The sequence below is a fragment of the Streptococcus tangpeifui genome (assembly GCF_011038795.1).
Taxonomy (GTDB): Bacteria; Bacillota; Bacilli; order Lactobacillales; family Streptococcaceae; genus Streptococcus; species Streptococcus tangpeifui.
This window is the reverse complement of the sequence record NZ_JAAKDU010000002.1, coordinates 52,127-74,940: the sequence shown is the minus strand read 5'-3', so window position 1 is coordinate 74,940 and position 22,814 is coordinate 52,127. Positions and strand designations below refer to the sequence as shown.

Annotated in this window: 20 protein-coding genes; 1 reads left to right on the top strand and 19 read right to left on the bottom strand. The window is 43.8% G+C overall.

Translation table 11 applies throughout. From position 1 onward, the window contains the following. Positions 1-292: 292 nt before the first annotated feature. From yidD to ppc, 15 genes are all read right to left on the bottom strand, one after another. A complete protein-coding gene (gene yidD, locus G7Y32_RS02080) occupies positions 293-538 on the bottom strand; it encodes a membrane protein insertion efficiency factor YidD (RefSeq protein WP_165209984.1) in 246 nt (81 codons plus the stop codon). Then, a complete protein-coding gene (locus G7Y32_RS02075; protein WP_165209981.1) occupies positions 535-1,260 on the bottom strand; it encodes a pseudouridine synthase in 726 nt (241 codons plus the stop codon). Before G7Y32_RS02075 ends, yidD begins: the two co-directional genes overlap by 4 nt. A 15-nt stretch (positions 1,261-1,275) precedes the next feature. After that, positions 1,276-1,830, bottom strand: a complete 555-nt coding sequence (gene scpB / locus G7Y32_RS02070) for an SMC-Scp complex subunit ScpB (RefSeq protein WP_165209978.1) — start codon at positions 1,828-1,830, stop codon at positions 1,276-1,278. Next, positions 1,830-2,546, bottom strand: a complete 717-nt coding sequence (locus G7Y32_RS02065) for a segregation/condensation protein A (protein WP_165209975.1) — start codon at positions 2,544-2,546, stop codon at positions 1,830-1,832. Before G7Y32_RS02065 ends, scpB begins: the two co-directional genes overlap by 1 nt. Continuing rightward, the gene (gene xerD / locus G7Y32_RS02060) at positions 2,536-3,285 is read right to left on the bottom strand and encodes a site-specific tyrosine recombinase XerD (RefSeq protein ID WP_165209972.1); all 750 of its coding nucleotides are present in this window, start codon (positions 3,283-3,285) and stop codon (positions 2,536-2,538) included. Before xerD ends, G7Y32_RS02065 begins: the two co-directional genes overlap by 11 nt. Then, the gene (cbpB, locus tag G7Y32_RS02055; RefSeq protein ID WP_165210540.1) at positions 3,260-3,733 is read right to left on the bottom strand and encodes a cyclic-di-AMP-binding protein CbpB; all 474 of its coding nucleotides are present in this window, start codon (positions 3,731-3,733) and stop codon (positions 3,260-3,262) included. The genes xerD and cbpB overlap by 26 nt, the downstream gene beginning before the upstream one ends. Continuing rightward, complete coding sequence (locus G7Y32_RS02050; RefSeq protein WP_165209969.1) at positions 3,733-4,251, bottom strand: metallophosphoesterase; 519 nt, start codon at positions 4,249-4,251, stop codon at positions 3,733-3,735. The genes cbpB and G7Y32_RS02050 overlap by 1 nt, the downstream gene beginning before the upstream one ends. Then, complete coding sequence (locus tag G7Y32_RS02045) at positions 4,230-5,201, bottom strand: nucleoside-triphosphate diphosphatase (protein WP_165209966.1); 972 nt, start codon at positions 5,199-5,201, stop codon at positions 4,230-4,232. The genes G7Y32_RS02050 and G7Y32_RS02045 overlap by 22 nt, the downstream gene beginning before the upstream one ends. Then, positions 5,198-5,992, bottom strand: a complete 795-nt coding sequence (racE, locus tag G7Y32_RS02040) for a glutamate racemase (protein ID WP_165209963.1) — start codon at positions 5,990-5,992, stop codon at positions 5,198-5,200. The genes G7Y32_RS02045 and racE overlap by 4 nt, the downstream gene beginning before the upstream one ends. Positions 5,993-6,044: 52 nt before the next feature. Beyond that, positions 6,045-6,284, bottom strand: coding sequence for a YneF family protein (locus G7Y32_RS02035; protein ID WP_165209961.1), 240 nt, complete (start codon positions 6,282-6,284; stop codon positions 6,045-6,047). Positions 6,285-7,138: 854 nt separating this feature from the next. Beyond that, positions 7,139-8,383, bottom strand: a complete 1,245-nt coding sequence (locus G7Y32_RS02030) for a diaminopimelate decarboxylase (protein WP_165209958.1) — start codon at positions 8,381-8,383, stop codon at positions 7,139-7,141. Positions 8,384-8,500: 117 nt separating this feature from the next. Next, positions 8,501-9,697 carry an elongation factor Tu gene (gene tuf / locus G7Y32_RS02025; RefSeq protein ID WP_165209955.1) on the bottom strand — a complete coding sequence of 399 codons (1,197 nt, stop codon included), beginning with the start codon at positions 9,695-9,697 and terminating at the stop codon, positions 8,501-8,503. A 229-nt stretch (positions 9,698-9,926) separates the two neighbouring features. Next, positions 9,927-11,015 carry an NAD(P)-dependent alcohol dehydrogenase gene (locus G7Y32_RS02020; RefSeq protein ID WP_165209952.1) on the bottom strand — a complete coding sequence of 363 codons (1,089 nt, stop codon included), beginning with the start codon at positions 11,013-11,015 and terminating at the stop codon, positions 9,927-9,929. Positions 11,016-11,321: 306 nt separating this feature from the next. Beyond that, positions 11,322-12,578, bottom strand: coding sequence for a cell division peptidoglycan polymerase FtsW (gene ftsW / locus G7Y32_RS02015; protein ID WP_165209949.1), 1,257 nt, complete (start codon positions 12,576-12,578; stop codon positions 11,322-11,324). 210 nt (positions 12,579-12,788) lie between these two features. Continuing rightward, positions 12,789-15,593 carry a phosphoenolpyruvate carboxylase gene (gene ppc / locus G7Y32_RS02010; RefSeq protein ID WP_165209946.1) on the bottom strand — a complete coding sequence of 935 codons (2,805 nt, stop codon included), beginning with the start codon at positions 15,591-15,593 and terminating at the stop codon, positions 12,789-12,791. A gap of 237 nt (positions 15,594-15,830) precedes the next feature. Between ppc and G7Y32_RS02005 the strand changes: the two genes are divergently transcribed. After that, positions 15,831-16,304, top strand: coding sequence for a glutathione peroxidase (locus G7Y32_RS02005; RefSeq protein WP_165209943.1), 474 nt, complete (start codon positions 15,831-15,833; stop codon positions 16,302-16,304). A 543-nt stretch (positions 16,305-16,847) separates the two neighbouring features. Here G7Y32_RS02005 and smc read toward each other — a convergent pair. The 4 genes from smc to pflA form a co-directional block, all read right to left on the bottom strand. Further along, complete coding sequence (gene smc, locus G7Y32_RS02000; protein WP_165209940.1) at positions 16,848-20,390, bottom strand: chromosome segregation protein SMC; 3,543 nt, start codon at positions 20,388-20,390, stop codon at positions 16,848-16,850. Between the two features lies 1 nt (position 20,391). Continuing rightward, positions 20,392-21,087 (bottom strand): ribonuclease III, encoded by a 696-nt coding sequence (rnc, locus tag G7Y32_RS01995; RefSeq protein ID WP_081478763.1) that lies wholly within the window; start codon positions 21,085-21,087, stop codon positions 20,392-20,394. A gap of 432 nt (positions 21,088-21,519) precedes the next feature. Next, a complete protein-coding gene (locus tag G7Y32_RS01990) occupies positions 21,520-21,720 on the bottom strand; it encodes a hypothetical protein (RefSeq protein ID WP_165209816.1) in 201 nt (66 codons plus the stop codon). Between the two features lie 265 nt (positions 21,721-21,985). Beyond that, positions 21,986-22,789 (bottom strand): pyruvate formate-lyase-activating protein, encoded by an 804-nt coding sequence (gene pflA, locus G7Y32_RS01985; RefSeq protein ID WP_206221348.1) that lies wholly within the window; start codon positions 22,787-22,789, stop codon positions 21,986-21,988. Positions 22,790-22,814 lie beyond the last annotated feature (25 nt).

Here is a 22,814-nt window from a genome sequence, read left to right as displayed (position 1 = left end):
ATAAATGCTATCAGATACTTTGATTTTCATAATATTTTCTTTCTGGTTTAAGTTTATCGAAAAAGAGCAAAACTTTTCAGCACCTAATGTCATGACATGATATGACTTTTGTCATATTTGAAAATAAAATGTTGACTTGAAGAACCACTTAAATGCATTAACTAGCGTTAGGAAATCTACATTACAACCGATTCGTTATCCATGTCCATTTGTACTCTTTACTACGCTTTGGTTTATTCACTGATTCATTTTTCATATTTTTATTAAAAAAATTCCGATAAAAAACAAGTCTCTACTTCTGAGACTTGTGATTTCTTCTTAAACTAAAATGATCAGGTACGGGGTCATCACCGTCTTCGACGAAGGGATGGCAGCGTAAAATTCGGGCGATTCCCATGAGTAGGCCTAGCAGGCCATGCTTTTCAATAGCTTCAACCATATAGTTGGAGCAAGTGGGATGATAGCGGCAAGAAGCCGGTGTTAGAGGGGAAATCAATTTTTGATAGAGGCGAACTGGAGCGATCAAGAGTTTTTTCATTTGGTCTTTGTAACAGCCGCATTGTGGAGCTGGCTGATTTCTTTTTTATTAAGGCGGCGGGATTCTCCTGGGCGCAAACCGCGTAAGTTAAGGGTGCCAAATTGGGTGCGGGACAGTTTATCTACTAAGAGGCCGACAGCTTCAAACATCTTCTTCACTTGATGGTTGCGGCCTTCATGGATAGTTAGCTCAACGACCGAGCGATTCTTATCAGGCTCAACCTTGATGATATTGTAGCGGGCAGGTCCTGTTTTCTTACCATCGATCACCACGCCCCGTGTCAGGGGCCGCAGATTTTCCTTAGTCGCAATGCCCTTGACCCGTGCCAGATAAACCTTATCAATCTCATTGCGGGGATGAATCATCTCGTCGGTAAAATCGCCGTCATTGGTCAAGATTAAGAGACCAGTGGTATCCCAGTCCAGTCGGCCGACAGGGTAAATGCGCTCTTTGACATCTGGCAGAAGGTCAATGACGGTCTTACGTCCCTTATCATCCGAGACGCTAGAAATCACGCCCCGAGGCTTGTTTAGGAGGTAGTAGACCTTTTCTTCATTATAAATGGGCTGGCCAGAGACTTCGACTAAATCACCATTTTTGACATTGGTAGCCAACTCTGTCACTGTTTGACCATTGATACTAACCAGACCTTTTTTAATCAGCTCTTCTGCTTTTCTGCGACTGGCTATACCAGCGTGGGCAATGTATTTGTTAATTCTCATGATTTTCTTTCTGTTTTAAATATCATCCTCACTAAAGAGGGTCATTTCCTGATCCACTAATTCGATCGCAGAGGCATCAACCAGCTCATCCAAGCTGTTGATTCCCATATAATCCAAGAAATAATCAGTGGTCGCATAGAGGTTGGGCCGGCCGATAACATCCTTCTTGCCGACTTCCTGAATCAAACCAAAAGCCTGCAGCTTAGAAATAGCTCCACTGGAATTAACACCGCGGATGCTGTCCACTTCAACCCGAGTAATGGGCTGCTTGTAGGCTACGATGGAAAGAACTTCCAGACTGGCTCGGGACAGACTCTGATTAATGGGAGCCTTGGAATACTGCCGCAGGAGCTCAGCGTGTTCCTCCTTGGTCACAATCTTGTAGGTATTGGAAGACTCTAGCAGATAAAGTGCAGAATCCTGATCCATCCTATATTTCTCAGCCAGTTTTTCCAGCTGCTGGCTGACTGCCGTGACTGAGATATCCAGTAAACCGGCCAGATTGCGCAGGCTGAGACCATCTTCTCCCGCCACAAAGAGTAGAGCTTCAATTTGTGCTAAATAAGACATTAAGTCTGCTCTCCTTCCATGCTAATCAAGGTGACTTGTCCAAAATTCTCAGCTTGTCGGGCTTGAATCCGACCGACTTTAATTAATTCTAGAGTGGCTAAAAAAATAGTGATAACCTCATTCATAGACTGGGCTTCTGAAAAGATTTCTCCCAGTTCGACAGACTTGTGGCCAACTAGACGGGTTGAAACCAACTCCATCATATCTTCAATTCTATAGTCATCCCGTTCAATAGTGGTATGACTATTTTTTATCTCTTCCTGCTTAGCTGCCATGACCTTAGAAAAAGCCAGATAGAGATCCAGTGTCGTCTTATCATGGGACAGCTCAGCATCCTCATAAATCAATTCCTGCTTGGGCTTGGAGAAAAAACGAGCCCTAATGTCATGCTGGGCAGCTAATTCCTGACTGAGCTCCTTATATCTTTGGTACTCCTCCAACTGACTGAGCAGTTCTTGCTCCGGATCTTCTTCCAGTGGCGTTTCTTCCACCACTTTTGGCAGAAGCTTGCGGCTCTTAATCAACATGAGCTGACTGGCCATAACCATATATTCACCGGCCACTTCCAACCGCATGGCCTGCAGGGTGGAAATATAGGCCAGATACTGTTCGATGACCTCCACAATGGGCACATCGTAAATATCCATTTCATATTTTGAGACCAGATGCAAGAGTAAATCTAGCGGTCCTTCAAAATCTTTTAATTTAATATCCATGCTTGTAATAGTGCTCCAAGGTTAGGGGACTTTTAAGACCCAAATTTTTCGCTAAGTCCAATATTGAGGTTCCTTCTTTGACTTCTCTTAGGATATATTGCTCCCGCAATTTTTGAGCGGTCAAATCTGGAAAACCGACTTGAGCTAAAAAGTCATTGAGCTGATTAAAAAACCACTGCCGCGAATAAGGCTGTCCCTTCTTGTCAAAAAGATAAAGACCATCGCTGAGCTGACTGAGCCAAGGCAGCAGCTCCTCTGATAGGGGAAGAATCCTCACCTGTTCGGCCCTTTTCAAGCGAATCACACGAAATTCCAAATCCACATCAGTCAGCTTAATTCCTGCAATCTCACTTGGGGTTAAACCAAGTTCCAAAATCAAGAGGGCAATCCACTTCCCATGACTGGGCTGGGCTTGCCTAAAGCAAGCAAGGTCCAAAAGGTCCTGCGGTTTTGCTTCTGGTCTCACTTTCTCATGATTTTTTAAATGATGATAATGCGCCACTTGCCCTTCTTCATAGAGATAAAGGAGAAACTGGTTGACAGCAGAAAACTTGCGCTTACGGGCCGATGGCTTGAGGTTAGCAAGAGACTGCTGGTAGAGCTTGAGCTTATTTGAAGAAACCTGAGCATCAATCAGCTGGACAAACTGCTGCAAGTCATACTGGTAGGATTTGCGGGAATTCTCGGATAGGTCCTTGCTGGCAATAAAATCATTAAGACTCTGGATCAATGGGCTCAATCTGATACTCCTCTGTAAAATTGTGCAGTAGGCTATTGATTGATTTGAGAACCTTCTTACGGGTGATAATACCAAGGAAGATCCCTTGCTTATCAATCACAGGCAGAAAGGGAAAATCAACAATCTTGTGCAAGATTTCGGTCAAATCCGCATCATCTGTCAGGATATCAATCTTGTGATTGAGCATTTCAAGAATCTCAACATCTGCTATCTCCTGATCAGACAAGCCATTCCGAGCTTGATAGGACAGAATATCCGACATGGAAATAGTACCCATATAGCGTTTGTCCGTAGACATGACAGGGATTCTGGAATACCCATTTCTGGTCAATAAAAGCATGACATGTCCCGCCTTATGATTAGACATGACTAGGGCCAGATCCTCAGCTGGTGTCAGGTAGTCCTCTTGAAAGGGGGTAAGGAAGTCTTCAAATTCTTTCGCTATCATCATTCAAATTCCTGTGTTAAGCTGGGATAGAGCTGGTGGTCACGAGTGTAATAACTCACTCTGATTAGCGTCTCTGAAATCTCAATTTTAGCATAGAGCTTCTCTGTGATTTCACCCCTCGGTTGTAAAACAGATCCGGGATTGACAAAGACAGTTTTGCCATTGCGCCAAGCGCTTGCCCGATGCAGATGGCCATAGAGGCAAATGTCAGCATCTTCTGATTGAGCCCAAAGATCTAAACGCTCCCAAGTAAAATTGATGCCGTAGAGATGGCCATGGGTCTGAGCGATAACCGCATCACCGACCTGAGTGACCAAGGACTCTGGATAGCCATTATCATAGTCACAGTTCCCACGCACTACCTTGATTCCCTCCCAGATTGAATCATTAGAAGGAAGTTCAGAATCTCCATTGTGAAAGATAGCATCGACCTTTCCCTGATAATAAGCTTTAATACTTTGGACAATCTCACGATCTCCATGAGAATCGCTCATCACTACGATTGTTTTTGTTGCCATGCTGGAAATACCTCCATCAACTTCTTAACAGCTAAGCCACGATGGGACTGAGCATTCTTTTCCTCTGCTGCCAACTGGGCTGCCGTTCGGCCTGTTTCTCCTACCAGAAAGAGAGGATCATATCCAAAACCATTCTCTCCCTTGGCTTCAAACGCAATATAGCCCGGCCAATCAGCTTCTACCACTAAACTTTCGCGCTCAGGTGCCGCTACAACTAGAGTGGTATGGAATTGAGCCGATCGATCTTTCTCTTCAAAGACCATGGCCAACTCATGTAATAGTTTGGCATTGTTCTTTTCATCATTGGCATCAGGCCCTGAAAAGCGAGCCGACCAAACACCAGGAAGTCCGCCTAAGGCGTCCACCTTGAGACCTGAGTCATCCGCCAAAACCATTTGCCCAGTCAATTGAGCAATGGTTTCAGCCTTGAGGCGGGCATTTTCTTCAAAGGTTGTCCCTGTTTCTTCTACCTCCGGCAAGTCGGGGTGGTCATTGAGATTTTCAACCTCCAAACCCAGATTCTTAAACATCTGACGAAATTCCTTGGTCTTACCATCATTGCGGGTGGCAATCAGAATTTTATCACCTAAGCTCTGCTTAGTCTCTTGACTAAAAAAGCTATCCAGAGACAATCCTTGCTCAGGCAGGTGAACTAAACGCAAGAGCTGGCCTTCGGTAATGATGATGGCTCCCCTGTACGGCTTAATTTCTAGATTCCGATCTAATTCCTCATTAATCATATCAATGATAAAAGCCATCAGACGAAAATCTGAGGAATAGCGGAGAACTGACACATCAAAGCCTTGCTTACCAGAGATGAGGCCGGCTAATTCCTGCTCAATTTGAAAAAAATCCTTTTCTCCGCCCAGATTATAGATATTGGTCAAGTCGCGCCATTTGCCGACAAACCAGTCGGTCCGGTCCTTGTATTCATAAATCTTATCTGTCATAGCTTAACATGCTCCACATTTAAATCCTGTCCCAGCCAATTTTCCGCAATTTCCTTGAACGTTGCTACTCCCGCCGTTGTATAGAAACGGTGCTGGCTGGCACTGACGTCCCGGCTGCGATTGAGCTGGAAATAATTGAGTAAAACAGAAACATCACGGATAGTCTCTGCCCCACTGTCAATCAGTTTGACCGAGGGCCCCATAACATTTTGAATAATACCCCGTAAAAGAGGATAGTGGGTACAGCCCAAAATTAGGGTATCAACCTTGCCAACCAAGGGAGCCAGACTTTCATAAACTACTTTTTTAGCAATACTAGAAGTCATCTGGTTAGATTCAACCAAGGGGGCAAAGCGAGGACAGGCCAGACTAGTCACCTGCATCTGAGGAGCCAGATCTACAATCTTTTTCCTATAGATATCAGACTTGACCGTCATAGGGGTACCAATGACACCAATCTTACCCGAACTTGTTGATTTAATGGCTGCACTGGAACCCGGCAGAACCACACCTAACACAGGAATATCCAATTGTTCTTTAATTTCTTCCCAAGCAACAGCAGTCGCTGTATTGCAGGCAATGACAATCATCTTAACATCTTTGGTCAAGAGAAAATTAACCAATTGCCAAGTAAATTCTCGAATCTGTTCGGCTGGCCTTGGGCCATAGGGAGCCCTAGCCGAATCGCCGATATAAATAATCTCTTCGTGGGGCAACTGGCGCATCAGCTCACGGACAACCGTCAAACCGCCAACACCAGAATCCAAAAAGCCAATCGGTCTGTTATCCATAGTTCTCTTTCTAAAACAAGGCTGAGTTTTCACCCAGCCTTCTCTCTTGCGCCTACTTTTTCTTGCTTGCTTGTGCTTTCGACTGTTTAATAATATTGCGGTAGGTTTGTTGAACCTTCGCTTCATTAGGTTTTTGTCCCATAGAAGACATCATTTCTCGAATAGCATCAGGTGTCAGACGAGGGTATTCCGCAATTTCCTTCATAAACTGACGACGAGCTAAATAGGCTCCCAAAAGAACACCACCCATAAGGGCAACAGCAATCAATAAAATAGCTAACCAAAGTGCCATAGTTTAATAACTCCTAGTAATTTTTTACATAACTGATTATAGCAGAAAAGCCCTATAAAAACAACGAACAACGCTAGCTCACTTACTAAGCCTACTATGAAAATTATTAGAACAATGCTCTAGGTTTTTACTAACTCTGCGTTTAGCTAGTAGTATTGACTAGACAGATGCCAGATTGCAACAAGCGAATACTCTTCCTTAGTTTAAAAATGATACTGAAAGAACTTCTACGAGGAGCTTTTGCACCCTTCACTGATTTCGTCTAATCAATATTATTGACTTGTTAAACTTCGGGTCACAATTCTGGAATGTTACCTAAAAGCTTTGGACGCTTGATACAAAAGGGACTGGATAAAAATTCGTCCAGTATTCCTCTTTTGGAATAAACTCTTGGCGCAGTGGTTAGGAGTAAGACTTGTTGACTAGGCCAAGAAGTCCTCCCCTGCACAGTTCATTAGAGGCTTTAGCATCAATGAGCATTTCTTTTTACCGCAAGACCAAAGTTGATAATCTGATCAACTATACTGGAATGGGAGAGCGAATCAAAATTTTCAATTTTTGGTTTCTTTCCTGCTCCCTCTCCACCCTACTAACTCAAACCAGATAGTAACATCGATAGCCTAGGTTTCATGTTCCCCAACAGACAAGGCAGGTCTTCTCCTTTCCAATTTGGACTGGCTAGAGAAAGTACTGGGACTGTTTTCTTCTCGTCCTTACGATGACTAATTGTTGCCTTGTTCAGTCCGAGTCTCAGCGGGCAAAGCAGATACCCCACTATGACTTAACTAATTTTTTAACGCATCAAAAAAGCACCCAAGACTGCTGCCTCGACTGCCTTAAAATCTTTATTGATTTTACTCGTCCAACCCAAATCCATAGAGGGTGGCAAAATAATCTTCTGGCCTTTCTGCTCGACGAATCATTTTGGCTGTGCCATCCTCCTGTAAGAGAATTTCAGCTGAGCGAAGTCGGCCATTGTATTGATAGCCCATGGAGAAGCCGTGGGCTCCTGTATCATGAATGACTAAAGTATCACCAACCCTAGCCTCGGGTAATTCGCGGTTTTTGGCAAATTTATCATTGTTTTCACAGAGGGAGCCAGTCACATCTACTACTTGCACTTTACCGTTAGGATTGCTGATGTTGGTAATATGGTGGTAGGCATCATACATAGCAGGACGCAGAAGATTAACAGCTGATGCATCAACACCGACATAATGGCGATAGGTATCCTTGAGGTGGAGAACCTTAGTGATTAAGTGACCATGGGAAGCCAGCATAAAGCGACCAAGCTCAGTGAAAATTTTGATTTCTCCCAGTCCATTTGGCACTAGAATTTGATCAAATTTCTCGTGGACTCCCTGACCAATGACCGCAATATCATTTTGCTTATCGGCTGGACTATAGTCAACGCCGATACCGCCAGACAGATTGATAAAACTGAGCTCTACACCAGTTTTTTCCCTAATTTCCAAGGCCAGTTCAAAGAGCTGACCAGCTAAGGTTGGATAATAATCATTGGTGACCGTATTCGAAGCCAAGAAAGCATGGAGTCCAAAGTTCTTAACTCCTTTAGCCCTAAGATCTTTGTAGCCCTGCAACAATTGAGCCTTGGTCATACCAAACTTGGAGTCCTCTGGATGATCCATAATATCAGTCCCTAAGGAGAAAACACCGCCTGGATTATAACGAAGAGAAACTGTTTCAGGAAGACCTGCCACTTCGTCTAAAAAAGCAATATGCTCATAGGCATCTAAATTAATCATCGCTTCTACTTCTCTGGCATAGACAAACTCTTCAGCACGGGTATCATTGGAAGTAAAGCTGATATCTTTGAAGCCCAACTTCTTAGCCATCATGACTTCAACATCAGTTGCACAGTCGACTCCACATCCTTCTTCTTGGAGAATTTTCAAAATAGACGGATTAGGCGTCGCCTTAACGGCAAAATATTCCTTGAAACCAGGATTCCAGGCAAAGGCCTTATTAACAGCTCTGGCTGTTTCTCTGATACCTTTTTCATCGTAGAGGTGAAAAGGTGTCGGGAATTTTTTTGTAATCTGGTCTAATTGTTCTTTGCTGACAAAAGGTGTCTTCATATATGGATTCTCCTCAAAACTATTTAGTCCATTATAGCATAGAAAAAGCCAGGACCCAAGAGGCCATGGCTTTCTCATTGTCTGACTTTTAATCGTTTTAACGGGAACTTAAATTTCTTAAGCTTCGATTTCTGAAACGATACCTGAACCAACAGTACGTCCACCTTCACGGATAGAGAAGGTAGTACCTTGTTCAACAGCGATTGGGTGGATCAATTCAACGTCAATTGTCACGTTATCACCAGGCATAACCATTTCAGTACCTGCTGGCAATTCGATTGAACCAGTTACGTCAGTTGTACGGAAGTAGAACTGCGGACGGTAGTTGTTGAAGAATGGTGTGTGACGTCCACCTTCATCTTTAGAAAGGATGTAAACTTCACCCTTGAACTTAGTATGTGGATGGATTGAACCAGGCGCAGCCAATACTTGACCACGTTCGATTTCATCACGTTGGATACCACGAAGAAGCACACCAACGTTATCCCCTGCAAGACCTTCATCCAATTGTTTACGGAACATTTCAACTCCGGTAACAACTGCTTTTTGGATTTCGTCCTTGATACCAACGATTTCAACTTCGTCGTTGACTTTAACAGTACCACGGTCGATACGTCCTGAAGCAACAGTACCACGTCCAGTGATTGAGAATACGTCTTCGACTGGAAGAAGCAATGGCTTATCAGTATCACGTTTTGGTTCTGGAATGTAGTCATCAACGATGTCCATCAATTCCATGATCTTGTCTTCGGCAGCTGTATCACCTTCAAGAGCTTTAAGAGCTGAACCTTGAACAACAGGGATATCATCACCTGGGAAATCGTATTCTGAAAGAAGATCACGGATTTCCATTTCAACCAATTCAAGCAATTCTTCATCATCAACCAAGTCAACCTTGTTCATGAAGACAATAAGGCTCTTAACACCAACTTGGCGTGAAAGCAAGATGTGTTCACGAGTTTGTGGCATTGGTCCATCTGTAGAAGCTACTACAAGGATAGCTCCGTCCATTTGGGCAGCACCGGTGATCATGTTTTTAACATAGTCCGCGTGTCCTGGAGCGTCGATGTGAGCATAGTGACGTTTTTCAGTTTCATACTCAACGTGTGCAGTGTTGATTGTGATACCGCGTTCACGTTCTTCTGGAGCAGCGTCAATAGATGAATAATCTTTTGGTTGGTTCACTGCTGAAGGCAAGCGACGTGCCAATACAGTAGTGATTGCTGCTGTCAAAGTAGTTTTACCATGGTCAACGTGTCCAATAGTACCAATGTTAACGTGTGGTTTACTACGATCGTATTTTTCTTTTGCCATTTAGGAAAAGCCTCCAATAAAATATATTTTATAGATAGACGGTAGGCAATACAGTCTAACTTTACCCTACTATTCTAACAAATTGTTTTAGAATTGCAAGCTTTTTACATAATTGTCAAAGGCTTTTTATCAAAAAATAAGATGGCAGGCTCAAAAATCCCTTGCACTTCTTTCGACCCAAATAAGCAGAAAAATTAGGTTAGCGGCTCAAGGGGTTAGCGTTATCTCTCTAGGACATTTTGACAATAGGCTTAATGACCGAACCATCAGCAGAATCCAGAAAGGCTTGGTTAATCTCATTAAAATCATAAAATTTAACCAATTTATCAAATGGGAAGCGCCCTTCTTTATAGAAGTCCACTAAACTAGGAATGAAAATTTGCGGTACAGCGTCGCCTTCTACAACACCAATCAAGGACTTGCTTTCTGCCATAATTTCATTGTGAATATCGATTTCCATTTCAGGCGTAAAGCCAACAACCGCGAGACTACCCATAGGCATCAAGGCTCGTAAGGCTGATCTGACAACAATAGGGACTCCTGTCGTATCAACACCATACTCTGCACCATCTCCTGTAATGGCTTTAACACTTTCAACAATATCTTCGGTTTTACTGTTAATAGTGTGAGTTGCACCTAGATCTTTGGCCAACGCCAAGCGATTATCATGAATATCTACAGCGATAATGTTCTTGCAGCCAATGAGTTTGGCAGCCATTATGGCACTCAAGCCAACCGCGCCAGTTCCATAAACCACAATTGAAGAACCAAATTCAGGTCTTAAACGGTTCAAAACGGTACCACTTCCGGTTTGAATGCCACAGCCTAGCGGGCCCAAGAGAGCGACGTCAACCTCCTTATCTACCTTAACAACATTATTCTCTTTGGCAATAGAATAGCTTCCAAATGACGATTGCCCAAAGAAATTAGAGACTTCCTGACCCTTCTGAGTCAGAGGGGTTGTACCATCCAAGAAACGTCCCCCAAAATTTATTGGTCCACAGTGAATGCAGTTGGCTGGATGACCGCTTAAACAGTTGACGCAGTGACCGCAATAGGCAAAAGACAGCACAACATGGTCTCCCGGTTCAACACTAGTAACAAAGTCCCCAACCTTCTCAACAATTCCAGATCCTTCATGTCCCAGTAAAACCGGATAAGGGGTGACACCGAAATCACGTCCAATAGCGTCTGTATGGCAGATACCGGTCGCAACGATTTTAATCAATACCTCATCAGCTCGAGGTTCACGAAGTTCAAGCTCTTCTGTTTTTAGATCTTGCCCTTGTTCTTTAGCAAGTGCGGCTGTAATTTTCATTTCTATGGCCTCCTAGCTTAATTAAGTGCGTTTTATGAATGCGTTTTCGTGAGCAGTATAGCATCTTTAATCTACAGTTGCAACTAAAAATATCTATGTCTATAGTTCTACTCGTTCTGCTCCTTCCTTCTTGAAGGTTGCACTTAAAATCAGGAAATCAAGGGACGTTCTAAGTCTTATCAGTTAGCAGCTGAACTGGTAGTTATGACTGTTTCTCTCTATTAGAAAACTGACCTGAAGCCATAATAAAAGGAAGTTGGAACATAGATATGATATACCATCATATGCAATGTCCCACTTCCTACTTCAACTAATGACCTTGAATTCTTGGGTTTCAGCTCGCCGAATTTCTTCAGTTGCTTCCTTGTAGATTTCTTCACGTTTTTCATTGGCATCAATATTGAGAACAATACCGATAGCAACCGATAAGAGCAAGAGGCTGTTTCCGCCTTGAGAAAGGAAGGGAAAGGTAACCCCTGTTGAAGGAATCAGGCCTGAGATGCCGCCGATATTAACAAAGACCTGCATCAGGAGCATACCACCGATACCTAAGGCCATCATAGAATTAAAAGAATTCTTAGCCTTGATGCCAACCAGCATAATCCGCAGAATGAGAAAGAAAACCAGTGCTAAGATAAGACCGGCACCAATCAGTCCCAGCTCCTCGATTACTACAGAAAAAACGAAGTCTGTCGTTGCTTCAGGCAGATAGCCATTCTTCTCAATAGAATTACCCAGCCCCCGACCAAACCAACCGCCATTAGACATGGCGTAATAGGAATGGGCCAGCTGCAAACCAGAATCAGCCAGATCTTTAAAAGGATTAAAGAAAGCGGCAAAACGCTTAGCGACATAACCAAAGACTGGCACCTTAGACATGGTCTTAACACCAACGACACCGATAATACTAAGAAAGATACCGGATACCGCTACGATTAGTCCCATCAAGGCGGTGTACCAGCGATAACCAACCCCACTGAGCGCAAACATAATAACACCGGATAAAACAATGATAGAGGCGTTCCCCAAGTCAGGCTGGATGACAACTAAACCAACCATAATGGCAGAATAGACCCGCCAATCCTTGAGGTCATCTAGGCTGCGAGGATACCAGCGCCGTCTCGTAAGAGCCTGATAATCGTAGGTCTCGATATCTGTCTGTCGTCTGGAAAAGGTAAAAGCCAAGAGCCAAACCATGATGAGTTTGAGATACTCGGCAGGCTGGAAGGTGATAGGGCCTAAAGAAATCCAGCCGTTAGCTCCGTTGATCTCTTCCGAGAAGAACTTAGCGACGACTAAGAGGACCACTTCAACTAAGAGAGCAGCTGTTAGGACATGCTTATTCTTTAAAAAGTTTAATTTTAATCTATATATAAAGGTGATGGCAAAAAGACTGACCAGCCAAAAAGCTCCTTGGTTAAGAACTGAACCAAAAGGATTCAGACCAAACTTAATCAGAGAGACACTGGTTGTGGAATAAACCACAATCAAGCCAAGCACAGATAGCACCAAATAAGGAATTAATATGGAATAATTCAACAAGTGCTTTTTATCTATCTTCATGAATGCTCCAATACTTAACAAATCATACGTTTAAAAGTATACCATGTTTGAGAGCAAAATTAAAGACGGAGACTTGCGGTTCGGTCTTCCGACTGCATTGCAAAGTGCCTGCTGGACCTCTTCAGCAGGTACAAAAAGAGCCTGAACTCAGTCAAGCTCCTTTGATTTTATTCAAAAAGTAGGTTAGGTGAGCCAACCTGTTTACCTTCATTAGCCTGAGTTACGCAGACCTGTGGCAATACCGTTGATGGTGATATGAATCAATTTAACAGTATCTTCATCTAAGCCTTCGTGGCGCAGACGTTTAATCAATTCGATTTGGATGTAATTGAGGACATTGAAGTAAGGCAGACGGTAATCCAAGCTGGATTTGAGGGCTGGATTTTCCGCTAGGAAGTCCTCTTCTCCTTCAATGGCCAGAATAACGTTTTTCGTCAACTGCCATTCGTCTAAGATAACATTGAAGACATCTCGTACTTCCTCTTGTTCTGCTAATTTAGCGTACTGAAAGGCGATATTCATGTTGGATTTGGACAGCACCATATCAACGTTGGACAGGAGAGAATTAAAGAAGGGCCATGTTTTATACATGTGCTGCAACTTAGCAAGGTTACCTTCGTCCGCATCTATGAAGTGCTTGAAGGCGGAACCGACTCCGTACCAACCTGGGAACATTATCCGGTTTTGTGACCACGAGAAGACCCATGGAATTGCTCGAAGACCAGAAATTTCCGTGATGGTCTTGCGGGCAGCTGGACGAGAGCCCAGATTAAGGCTGGAGACCTCTTTAATCGGACTGGCTTCAAAGAAATAATCATAGAAGTGCGGGTTCCCAAAAACTAAATCGCGATAGATGACATTAGAGTCAGCTACGATAGCGTCCATATCAGCTCGGAAGCCTTCAATCTCATTAGGATCAGCCAACATCCGAGTGACCATCCGATTGACAGCGGCCGATACCAGCATTTCCAGATTGTAGTAGGCAGCGTCCTTGTTGCCATACTTAAAGCCAATCACTTCACCTTGCTCGGTCAAACGAATTCGGTCCTTGATTGAGCCAAAAGGCTGTGAGGTAATAGCCTCGTAAGATGGGCCACCTCCACGGCCAACCGTTCCTCCACGGCCATGGAAGAAGGTAATCTTGATACCGTGATCGTCACCTAATTTAGTCAGAGCATTCTGTGCCTTATAGAGGGTCCAGCCAGAAGCTAGATAGCCGCCATCTTTATTAGAGTCTGAGTAGCCCAGCATGATTTCTTGATAATTGTTCTTGGAAGCCACCCATTTCTTGACAATATCGTAGCTCAGATAGTCTTCCATGATGCCTGTAGAATTGTCCAGATCTTCGATGGTTTCGAAGAGAGGAACAATTTGTACCCGGGCAGATTCCTTATCAATCAGGCCGACTTCCTTGAGCATAATGGCCAATTCAAACATGTCAGAGACCGACTCGGTGTGCGAGATAATATGCTGTTTGATAACATCTTCACCCAACAGGTCTTTCATCTCACGCGCTGTTTGGTAGATAGCCAATTCCTTTTGCAGGAGCTCAGACTTAGGCGCATGGGTCGAAGACAAGGTTCGAGGGTCTTCCAATAATTCTTTGAGCAGAACCTGACACTTTTCTTCCTCGGAGAGGCTGCTGTAGTCGGCAACAATATTAGCTGACTTGAGCAGCTCTGCCACACAAGCCTCCTGAACACTGGAATCCTGCCGCATATCAATACTAGCTAGGTAGAAACCAAAAACTTCTACAGCCTGCAAAAGTTCCTCAAAATCACCAGACAAAAGAGCTTGATCACCATTGCCAATAAGGGATTCCTTAATAGCCAGCAAGTCCTCTTTAAGTTCTTGAGCCGTCTGATAATAATCCGGTTGCTCATCTTCCAGATCAGATACAGCCTGAGAAGCTTTATTTGGGACATAGCTAGCTATGATGCTGCTGCTTGGACCGGCAAATTTAGCCTGCTTACGCTCCTGATTGTGATCAGCACGATCCTGTAAATTCAAGAGGGTTTGAATCACCTTGGATTGGATATAATTGAAGGCTTTTCGGTAAGGTTCATGCTCTCGATAGATGGAGGTATCATTGGACAGAGCAGCCAAACGTTCAACTGCTTCAGAGGTTTTGATTAGGTGAGTGGACAGGGAGAACGAACGGTACAGATCGTTGAGTTTTTCAATATAGTAGTTGAGAATAACCTCGCTCTGAACCGTAGCTGAAATCCGGAGTGTTTCAGCAGTCACATAAGGATTCCCATCGCGGTCGCCCCCGATCCACATCCCCATGGTAATAGGCTTAGGATTATCCAGTTTAATGCCTCGCTCAGCCGCCAAGCGTTGATACTCAGTCGAAAGATTAGTGATAGCCTTAATCAGGGAGCTGTTGTAATACTCCATAACATTGGTGATTTCATTGGTGACCTTGAGCTTTTGCTCTCGAATAATGTCGGTCTGCATCATGATTTCAATGTAGCGGCGCAGATCAGCATACCATTTGTCTTTATTGATCAAGCCTCTTTTGACATCGCGGTGCTTGCGGAGAAGGTCATGAATCTTAGTGTTGAGTTCCAACATAGTTTTGCGCTGTACCTGTGTCGGATGGGCCGTCAAGACTGGAACTACATTGACGTGCTGCAGAATGTCTTGAGCATTGTCCTTCTCAGCTACCAAATCAATGGTGGTCGAAATTTTACCCAGATAATCTTGGTCCGTATTATTTTGGTGATTAACCTCATAAGCCAAGTCAACATCTTCTGAAATATTAATCAGCAAAGGCAAAATTGAGAAATACCGGGCAATCACGACCATATCATCATTAGAAATAGTGTGAATGGCCTGTTCTAATTCGCCGTATTTTTCCTTGCTAGATAAATCAATCAAGATTTGAATCTTAGCGAAGACCTCATCACCGATCATCTGGCGCGTCGTATCATCGAGAATCCCCTTTAAAATCTGAACCTCTTCAGTGACAATGGTCTGATCACTGCTGGCCTCTAATTTTTTAATGGTCATCTTCTTCCTCCATTATCTAAATGTCCCAAGCACTGTAGCTTTATCGGGATAGAAGCATCAGTTTGTTTAGCTTCTCACAATTCTTCCCTATCATATCACTTTTAACCTTAAAACTAAAGATTTTTTCAAAAGAAAAGCCCTGACGTTCGGGTTTCTTCGCATAAACTCATTTATTTATAGAGACAAATTTCTTTTTTTCTGTTACACTAAAGAAAAACTTAATGAGGAGGGAAAACCATGACCATTTATGATTTTACCGTTTCCGGACAAGACGGACAATCCATTTCTTTGAGCGATTATAAAGATAAGGTTCTCTTAATTGTTAATACGGCAACAGGCTGTGGCTTTACACCCCAATATGATGGACTTCAGGCTCTCTATGATCGTTACCAAGGTCAAGGGTTTGAAATTCTAGATTTTCCTTGCAACCAATTTGCTGGTCAGGCACCTGGCAGTGCAGAAGAAATCAATCAATTTTGCAGTCTCAACTACCAAACGACATTCCCGCGCTTTGCTAAGATCAAGGTCAACGGCAAGGAAGCTGATCCTCTCTATCGCTGGCTTAAAGAGCAAAAACGTGGTTTAGTCGGAGAGCCTATCGAATGGAACTTCACTAAGTTCTTAATCGACCGCGAAGGTCAGGTTATCAATCGCTATGCTCCGAAGACAGAGCCTGAAACTATTGCCAGCGACATTGAACAATTATTATAGTAAGACTATTCCTTAAATAGAGGCTGAGATAAAACTATCTCAGTCTCTATTTATTCTTAACAGTAAAGAAGATATACTTTCTTACAGTTCGGTATCTCTCCGATTATTAATTGTTTGGATCTTGAAATTTTTTCGCATCTGTACACAATGTTCGATCATTTAGTTTATATCACAATCAAGAAGCACACAGTCCCGTCATTCTTTCAAAAGGTTCATTTGAAAGAATGATCAACCTATCCAGGCTATGCTCCCAACAATAGGCTGACTGTTCTAATCTGAGCTTTGCATTTTTCCCAGAAGGTTTTCATTTCACAATGCTGGCAGTTTTTGGGGCTCCGAGTAAGTTTTAATAATGCGTCAAGACAGCAAGGCTTTTACTTGGAAAAGACTTGGCATCCATGTTTCTTAATCCAGAAAATCAAAAAAACGAACAACATTAGCACTTCCATTATTAGGAATCTAACCTTGTTCGTTTTTATGTTTACTATCGGACTTTTTGTCAGCTTATGGATAGGAGTGCAGAACTGTCTGTTACAGACTCTTTTACGTTTCCACCATTTTCTGAGCATCTTTGAGTTTAACAGAGACGATTTTTGAGACACCAGATTCTTGCATGGTAACCCCGTAGATACTGTCAGCTGCTGCCATAGTTCCCTTCCGGTGGGTAACCACGATAAACTGGCTAGCCTTATCAAAGCGATTGAGGTAATCCCCAAAGCGTTTGACATTAGCCTCATCCAAAGCCGCTTCAACTTCATCCAGAATGACAAAAGGAATGGTTTTAACTCGGATAATGGAAAAGAGCAGAGCTAAGGCTGAAAGCGCCTTTTCCCCACCTGACATAAGATTGAGGGACTGAATTTTCTTACCAGGCGGTTGAACTGAAATTTCTACTCCAGCTGTTAGAAGGTCACCCTCGGTCAGAATCAGGTCAGCAGAACCTCCGCCAAACATCTGGACAAAAGTCTCTTTGAAACTTTCCCGAATGGCCTCGAAGGTCGTCTTAAAACGCGATTTGACCTCATCATCCATATCGTTAATAGTTTCAAGCAAGAGGTTCTTGGCCTCTACCAAGTCGGAACGTTGGCTGTTGAGAAATTCCAGACGGCTATTGACCTCATCATACTGCTCAATAGCGTCCAGATTGATTGGACCCAAGGCCTTAATCTGTCGATTAAGCTGAGTCAAGTTCTGGCGAGCAGCCGGTAAATCTTCTACCGCTTGAGCCTGCTCCTTAGCTTGTTCAAAGCTCATCTGATAATCTTCGGTTAACTGGCGGGCAAATCCACGCAGCTTATCTGACAGGTTTCCAATTTCAGCTTCCAGATGAGCTTGCCGACGAATTAATTCTTCATTGCGTTTACCAGCCGCCTGAACTTGTTCTTCAATATCTTCCAGCTGGCCATCACAGTCCTCTATTTCAAAACGAAGGCGAATGAGGCTAGTTTCCAAGTCAGACTTCTTGGCTTCTGCTTCTTCCAGCTGCTGAGCCAACTTAGGCAGTTCCTCTTGTGAGAGATCGCCAGTTTGGCTGGAGAGCAGCTGAGTCAGATTAGAAATTTCCCTTTCCAAGTCAGCCAATTCCAAATTGAGACGATTGCACTCATTTTTGGTAAAGCGTTCTTCACCAGACAGGTCACGCTCGCTCAAGCGGGCTTGAGATAGATCTTCATTAAGCTTAGCCACTTGAGCCGTGATAGTATCTTTATCATCCTTGATTTGGTCCAGCTGTTCTTGAATATGAGTCTTTTGATTTTGAATATCAAGAAGGCCAGACTCAACCTTAGCCTTCTCTTCCAACAAGGATGTGTCGGTATCCTCTGTATCGGTTGCTGAAAAACCAGCAAGCAATTGATTCAAATCGGCCAGATGACTGGCTTGACTTTGGTAGGCCAGTTCTGCCTTCTGCTCAGCCAAACGGGCCGTTTCACCCGCTTCCTTAAGACCGGTCAGTTCTTCTTCCCCGTGGGTCTTAGCTCTTTTGAGATTGGCTACAGCAGCTTCTTGTTGAGTCAGCTTTTCCTTCAAGTCTGAAATTTCAGCCGTTAAGCTATCCAATTCCGGCTTAATAAAAGTCGTGTTACGGCTACGATTAGCTCCACCTGAAAAGGAACCGCCCGGACGCAATTCTGTGCCGTCCAAGGTCACCATGCGGACCTGATAGCGGACTTCGCGAGCTGCTTGATTGGCATGATCAATGCTATCAAAAATGGCTGTCACACCCAGTAGGTTTTGAAAAATATTAACCAACTTAGGATCGTAGCTTACCAAATCGCTGGCTAGACCTAGGAAACCAGGAGCCGCTTCAATCTTAGTCAGATTGTGGGCGGCTATCTGACGCGGTTTAATCGTTGTTAAGGGTAGGAAAGTCGCTCTACCTGAACGATTCTGCCGCAGGAAGGCAATCCCTCGCTTGGCTGCCGCTTCATCTTCTACGATAATATTTTGACTGCTGCCGCCTAAGGCAATTTCCAGAGCCGTCTGGTAATCCTGCTCAAAGGTCAGATGCTCAGAGACTGCTCCAATTATCCCACCCAAACGAGCAGCTTCTTGGAGGACGGCCTTGACCCCAGCAAAGAAATTAGAGTGGTTCTTCTGAATAGCTTCTAGGCTACGCTGGCGGGCCTCCTTTTCCTTGATCTGATCCAAAAGAGCGAACATTTGGGTCTGTTCCTGACGATAGCTACTGTCAGTTTGACTCAATGCCTTAGCCTGGGCTTGATAGGCTTCCAAAAGCTCCTTGACCCTGTCCTTCGCTGTTTGGAATTCTGCTAGGGCTGTCTGAGCCACCTCCTTAGCCTGCGCTAAGTCTTTCTCAGCCTGTTGGCGTTCTGCAGACTGTTCGGCTTGAGCTGCTTTTTCTTGCTCAATATCAGCTTGAAGAACCGTCAAACGGTTAGAGAGGTCGGCTTCTTTTTGCATGAGACCGACAAATTCTTCTCGCAAGTCCTCAATAATTTGATCAGGATTGGTCGAAAAGCGGGACTGCTCCTTTTCCAACTTAGCAATTTCTTGTCTTAAATCCGCTAACTTTTCAGCGAGCTGAGTCTGCTGGGCCTGCTTATCTGCCAGAGTCTGTTCCAGAGCCTGTTTTTGGCTTTCCAAATCCGCTAATCGTCCTTGGGCATCAGCTTTCTTCTCAGCTTTCTGACTGGATTCAAGAGAAATGACTTCGATTTTCCGCTGGTGATCTGCAATCAAACGAGTCACTTCTAGCAATTCTGACTGCTGAGCATCCATGGTTTGCGATAGATTTTGGCGGCGTTCCTTAAGCCTTTGATTCTCCATCTCCAAGCGATTACGCTGGCTATAGTAATCCTTTAAATCATTCTTAGCCGCTGCAATCTGCTGATTGCGCTCATCCAAGTCAGACCGATAAGTCTTAATATCTTCAATCAGGATGTTAAGATTGAGGGACTTGCGCTCTTCGTCCAAAACCAAGAATTGCTTGGCTGTTGCCGCTTGTTTTTCCAGAGGCTTAATTTGGCTTTCCAATTCGTAGATAATGTCTTCCAAACGATCGAGGTTATCCTGAGTCTTATCCAGTTTACTCTGGGTCTCTTTCTTACGCGTCTTATACTTGAGGACACCGGCAGCCTCTTCAAAAATCGCCCGTCTGTCCTCAGGTCTGCTATTAAAGATAGCTTCAACACGCCCTTGGGAAATAATGGAGAAAGAATCCCGCCCCAAGCCAGTATCCATAAAGAGGTCGTGGATATCCCGCAGACGGACCTTCTTACCATCAATCAGATAGTCGCTGTCTCCATTGCGGTAGATATGCCGTTCAACACGAATCTCATCGCCGCTGTCCTTGATAAAATGATCAGCATTGTCCAGAACCACAGTCACCTGAGCAAAATTTAAGGGACTGCGATCCTGAGTTCCAGCAAAGATAACATCGGGCATCTTGCCGCCGCGCAAACTCTTCGCTGAGGACTCCCCCAAAGCCCAGCGTAAACTCTCAGTAATATTCGATTTTCCTGAACCGTTGGGACCAACAACTGCTGTTACGCCAGAGTCAAATTCGATCCGCGTCTTATCCGCAAATGACTTGAATCCCTGCATTTCAATTTCTTTTAGAAACATATTAACCTCGTCTTAGCTGGTCAAGAGCGGTCTTAGCAGCTGCTTGCTCGGCCAACTTTTTGGACTTTCCTTGCCCTTGACTGAGGTCCTGACCATCAGCAGATACAACCACTTCAAATTTCTTATTGTGGGCCGGTCCCGTTTCATTGATGACCCTGTAACTAATTTGGACAGGGCCATTAACCTGCAACTTCTCTTGGAGAGCTGTCTTATAGTCCTTAACTCGCTCATAGTCGCCAGCTTCCACCTTAGGAATCATAACTTGGTTGAGAAATTTTTCAACAGCGCTAATCCCTTGGTCTAAATCCAAGGCTCCCAAAAAGGCTTCAAAAAGATCACCTAGAATGGTTTCACGGTCACGACCGCCAGATTTTTCCTCACCCTTGCCTAATTTGATAAAGGATTCAAAACCGCAGTCCTTAGAAAAGCCAGCTAAACTTTCCTCACGCACAATCATCGAACGCATCTTGGACAGGTCGCCTTCTGGCTTCTTAGGAAATTTCGCAAATAGGTAGCGCGAAATCAAAAGTTGCAGAACGGCGTCTCCTAAAAACTCCAGACGTTCATTATGTGAAATGTTTAGGAGGCGATGCTCATTGGCATAAGAGGTGTGGGTAAAGGCAGTTTCCAAGAGGGAACTATCTTTAAAAACAATCCCAAAGTCTGCCTGTAATTTTTTTTCTAACGCTTGCATTATTCAATCATCAGCCTTTCGTAACATATTAAGTTCTTTTCCGCAGGACTGGGCATAAACGAATCTGGAGATTGGCCATGTCCACCTAAACTTTGAAACTGAGAAAGGAAATCATTTTGAATGAGTGTCCCCATCTCCATCTCTCATCGGAAAATTATTCATTGCATTTTGCCTGTTGACACAGACCTTTTTATTATATCAAAAAGGGAGTGGGAAAGGACCAAAAAATTGAAAATTTTGGCTCTCACCACGTCCTGATTTTAAGGTAGTGATCTGAAACGATCGCTCCCCAGACCATTTTGACACTTGCTTTGCAAGCTTCATTTCCCGACTAACAAGGTTTCCCAGACCTTGTCAACTCACTTCCGGACAGCTCAAAGGGGCTGGGGACCTTTGAAAGTTGAAAATAAGATGAACGATGGTCATCACATTCGTTTAGGTTTTTTGCTTTGGCCTTGTGGCAAAGGGAAGACCAGCCAGCAGTGGCTTATTGAGGCTGGGAGAAAAGTATTCCAGCCTTCCATCTTTTGCCGTAATAACAGTTTGACCCAGTGTTGATTGGAGGTCCTTATCTTGGGGTGCAGTCCCATTTTCAGGCATCCCCTTAAACAGTCCACTGGACTGTTTAACTGTCACGCAAGTGATAGCTCCAACAGTTTGGGGAACTGTTGGAGGATATTCAATTCTATGAACGTTAGTTCATGTCAATCCCCAATCAACTTGTGCGGAGGTGGAACGACGAAGTCAATTGACTTCTGTCCCACTCTCTAATGAACTGTGAGGGGTAAGACTTCTTGCTCCCAACCACTGCGCCAAGAACTTATTCCAAAACAAGAAATCTGGACAGATTTTGCCCAGACTCTTAGATATTTTTCTATTTTTCTTCTACTCTCAGACTCTTTTAAGCCTGTACACGCTTGGTTCGTTTAATATAATCCCGATAAGTCTCGGTATGCATGAGTTCCTTAGCATTTTGTACCCTCTCCTTGGTTGGTGGTTTAACCCCTTCCAAAGTATAAGGAATACCCAATTCGTGCCATTTAAATTCACCCAAAGTATGATAAGGTAGGATTTCAAATTTATCTACGTTATCCAAGGTTTCAACGAATTTTCCTAAGTCAATCAAATCCTGATCAAAATCAGTCAGACCAGGTACCAAGACATGGCGAATCCAAACGGGTACCTGTTTATCAGACAAGTATTGGGCAAAGAGCAGGATATTCTTATTGGGCTGGCGGGTTACAACAATGTGCTGCTTAGGGTCAATCTCTTTAATATCGAGAAGCACTAAGTCCGTCACGGCCAAAAGCTTATCCACGATTTTATGATACTCAGGCGTTGGCCGATAGGCAAAACCACAGGTATCAAGGGTACAGTGGATACCTAATTTTTGAGCTTCGGTGAAAAGGGCCGTCACAAAGTCAATCTGCAACATGGCTTCACCGCCAGATACTGTAATACCGCCGTTGTTACCCCAATAGCCTTTATAACGGAGAGCCTCATTAAGGACATCATCCACTGTCCGTACGGTAGAGCGATTGGTCTCCATCTCCCAAGTATCAGGATTGTGACAGTATTGACAACGCATCTTACAGCCCTGCATAAAAACAACAAAACGCACGCCGGGACCATCAACGGTCCCAAAACTCTCAGTCGAGTGAATCATGCCGGTCACTTGCCGGTAATCTATTTCATCTGCCATAATAAGCTCTTTTCTATCAGAAAGGACC

Coding starts and splice junctions, on each gene's coding strand:
- tuf (WP_165209955.1), bottom strand. CDS start 9,697: ATGGCAAAAGAAAAATACGATCGTAGTAAACCACACGTTAACATTGGT.
- G7Y32_RS02030 (WP_165209958.1), bottom strand. CDS start 8,383: ATGAAGACACCTTTTGTCAGCAAAGAACAATTAGACCAGATTACAAAA.
- ftsW (WP_165209949.1), bottom strand. CDS start 12,578: ATGAAGATAGATAAAAAGCACTTGTTGAATTATTCCATATTAATTCCT.
- racE (WP_165209963.1), bottom strand. CDS start 5,992: ATGGATAACAGACCGATTGGCTTTTTGGATTCTGGTGTTGGCGGTTTG.
- cbpB (WP_165210540.1), bottom strand. CDS start 3,733: ATGATAGCGAAAGAATTTGAAGACTTCCTTACCCCCTTTCAAGAGGAC.
- G7Y32_RS02005 (WP_165209943.1), top strand. CDS start 15,831: ATGACCATTTATGATTTTACCGTTTCCGGACAAGACGGACAATCCATT.
- G7Y32_RS02065 (WP_165209975.1), bottom strand. CDS start 2,546: ATGGATATTAAATTAAAAGATTTTGAAGGACCGCTAGATTTACTCTTG.
- G7Y32_RS02050 (WP_165209969.1), bottom strand. CDS start 4,251: ATGGCAACAAAAACAATCGTAGTGATGAGCGATTCTCATGGAGATCGT.
- G7Y32_RS02020 (WP_165209952.1), bottom strand. CDS start 11,015: ATGAAAATTACAGCCGCACTTGCTAAAGAACAAGGGCAAGATCTAAAA.
- G7Y32_RS02035 (WP_165209961.1), bottom strand. CDS start 6,284: ATGGCACTTTGGTTAGCTATTTTATTGATTGCTGTTGCCCTTATGGGT.
- smc (WP_165209940.1), bottom strand. CDS start 20,390: ATGTTTCTAAAAGAAATTGAAATGCAGGGATTCAAGTCATTTGCGGAT.
- scpB (WP_165209978.1), bottom strand. CDS start 1,830: ATGTCTTATTTAGCACAAATTGAAGCTCTACTCTTTGTGGCGGGAGAA.
- G7Y32_RS02045 (WP_165209966.1), bottom strand. CDS start 5,201: ATGACAGATAAGATTTATGAATACAAGGACCGGACCGACTGGTTTGTC.
- ppc (WP_165209946.1), bottom strand. CDS start 15,593: ATGACCATTAAAAAATTAGAGGCCAGCAGTGATCAGACCATTGTCACT.
- G7Y32_RS02075 (WP_165209981.1), bottom strand. CDS start 1,260: ATGAGAATTAACAAATACATTGCCCACGCTGGTATAGCCAGTCGCAGA.
- yidD (WP_165209984.1), bottom strand. CDS start 538: ATGAAAAAACTCTTGATCGCTCCAGTTCGCCTCTATCAAAAATTGATT.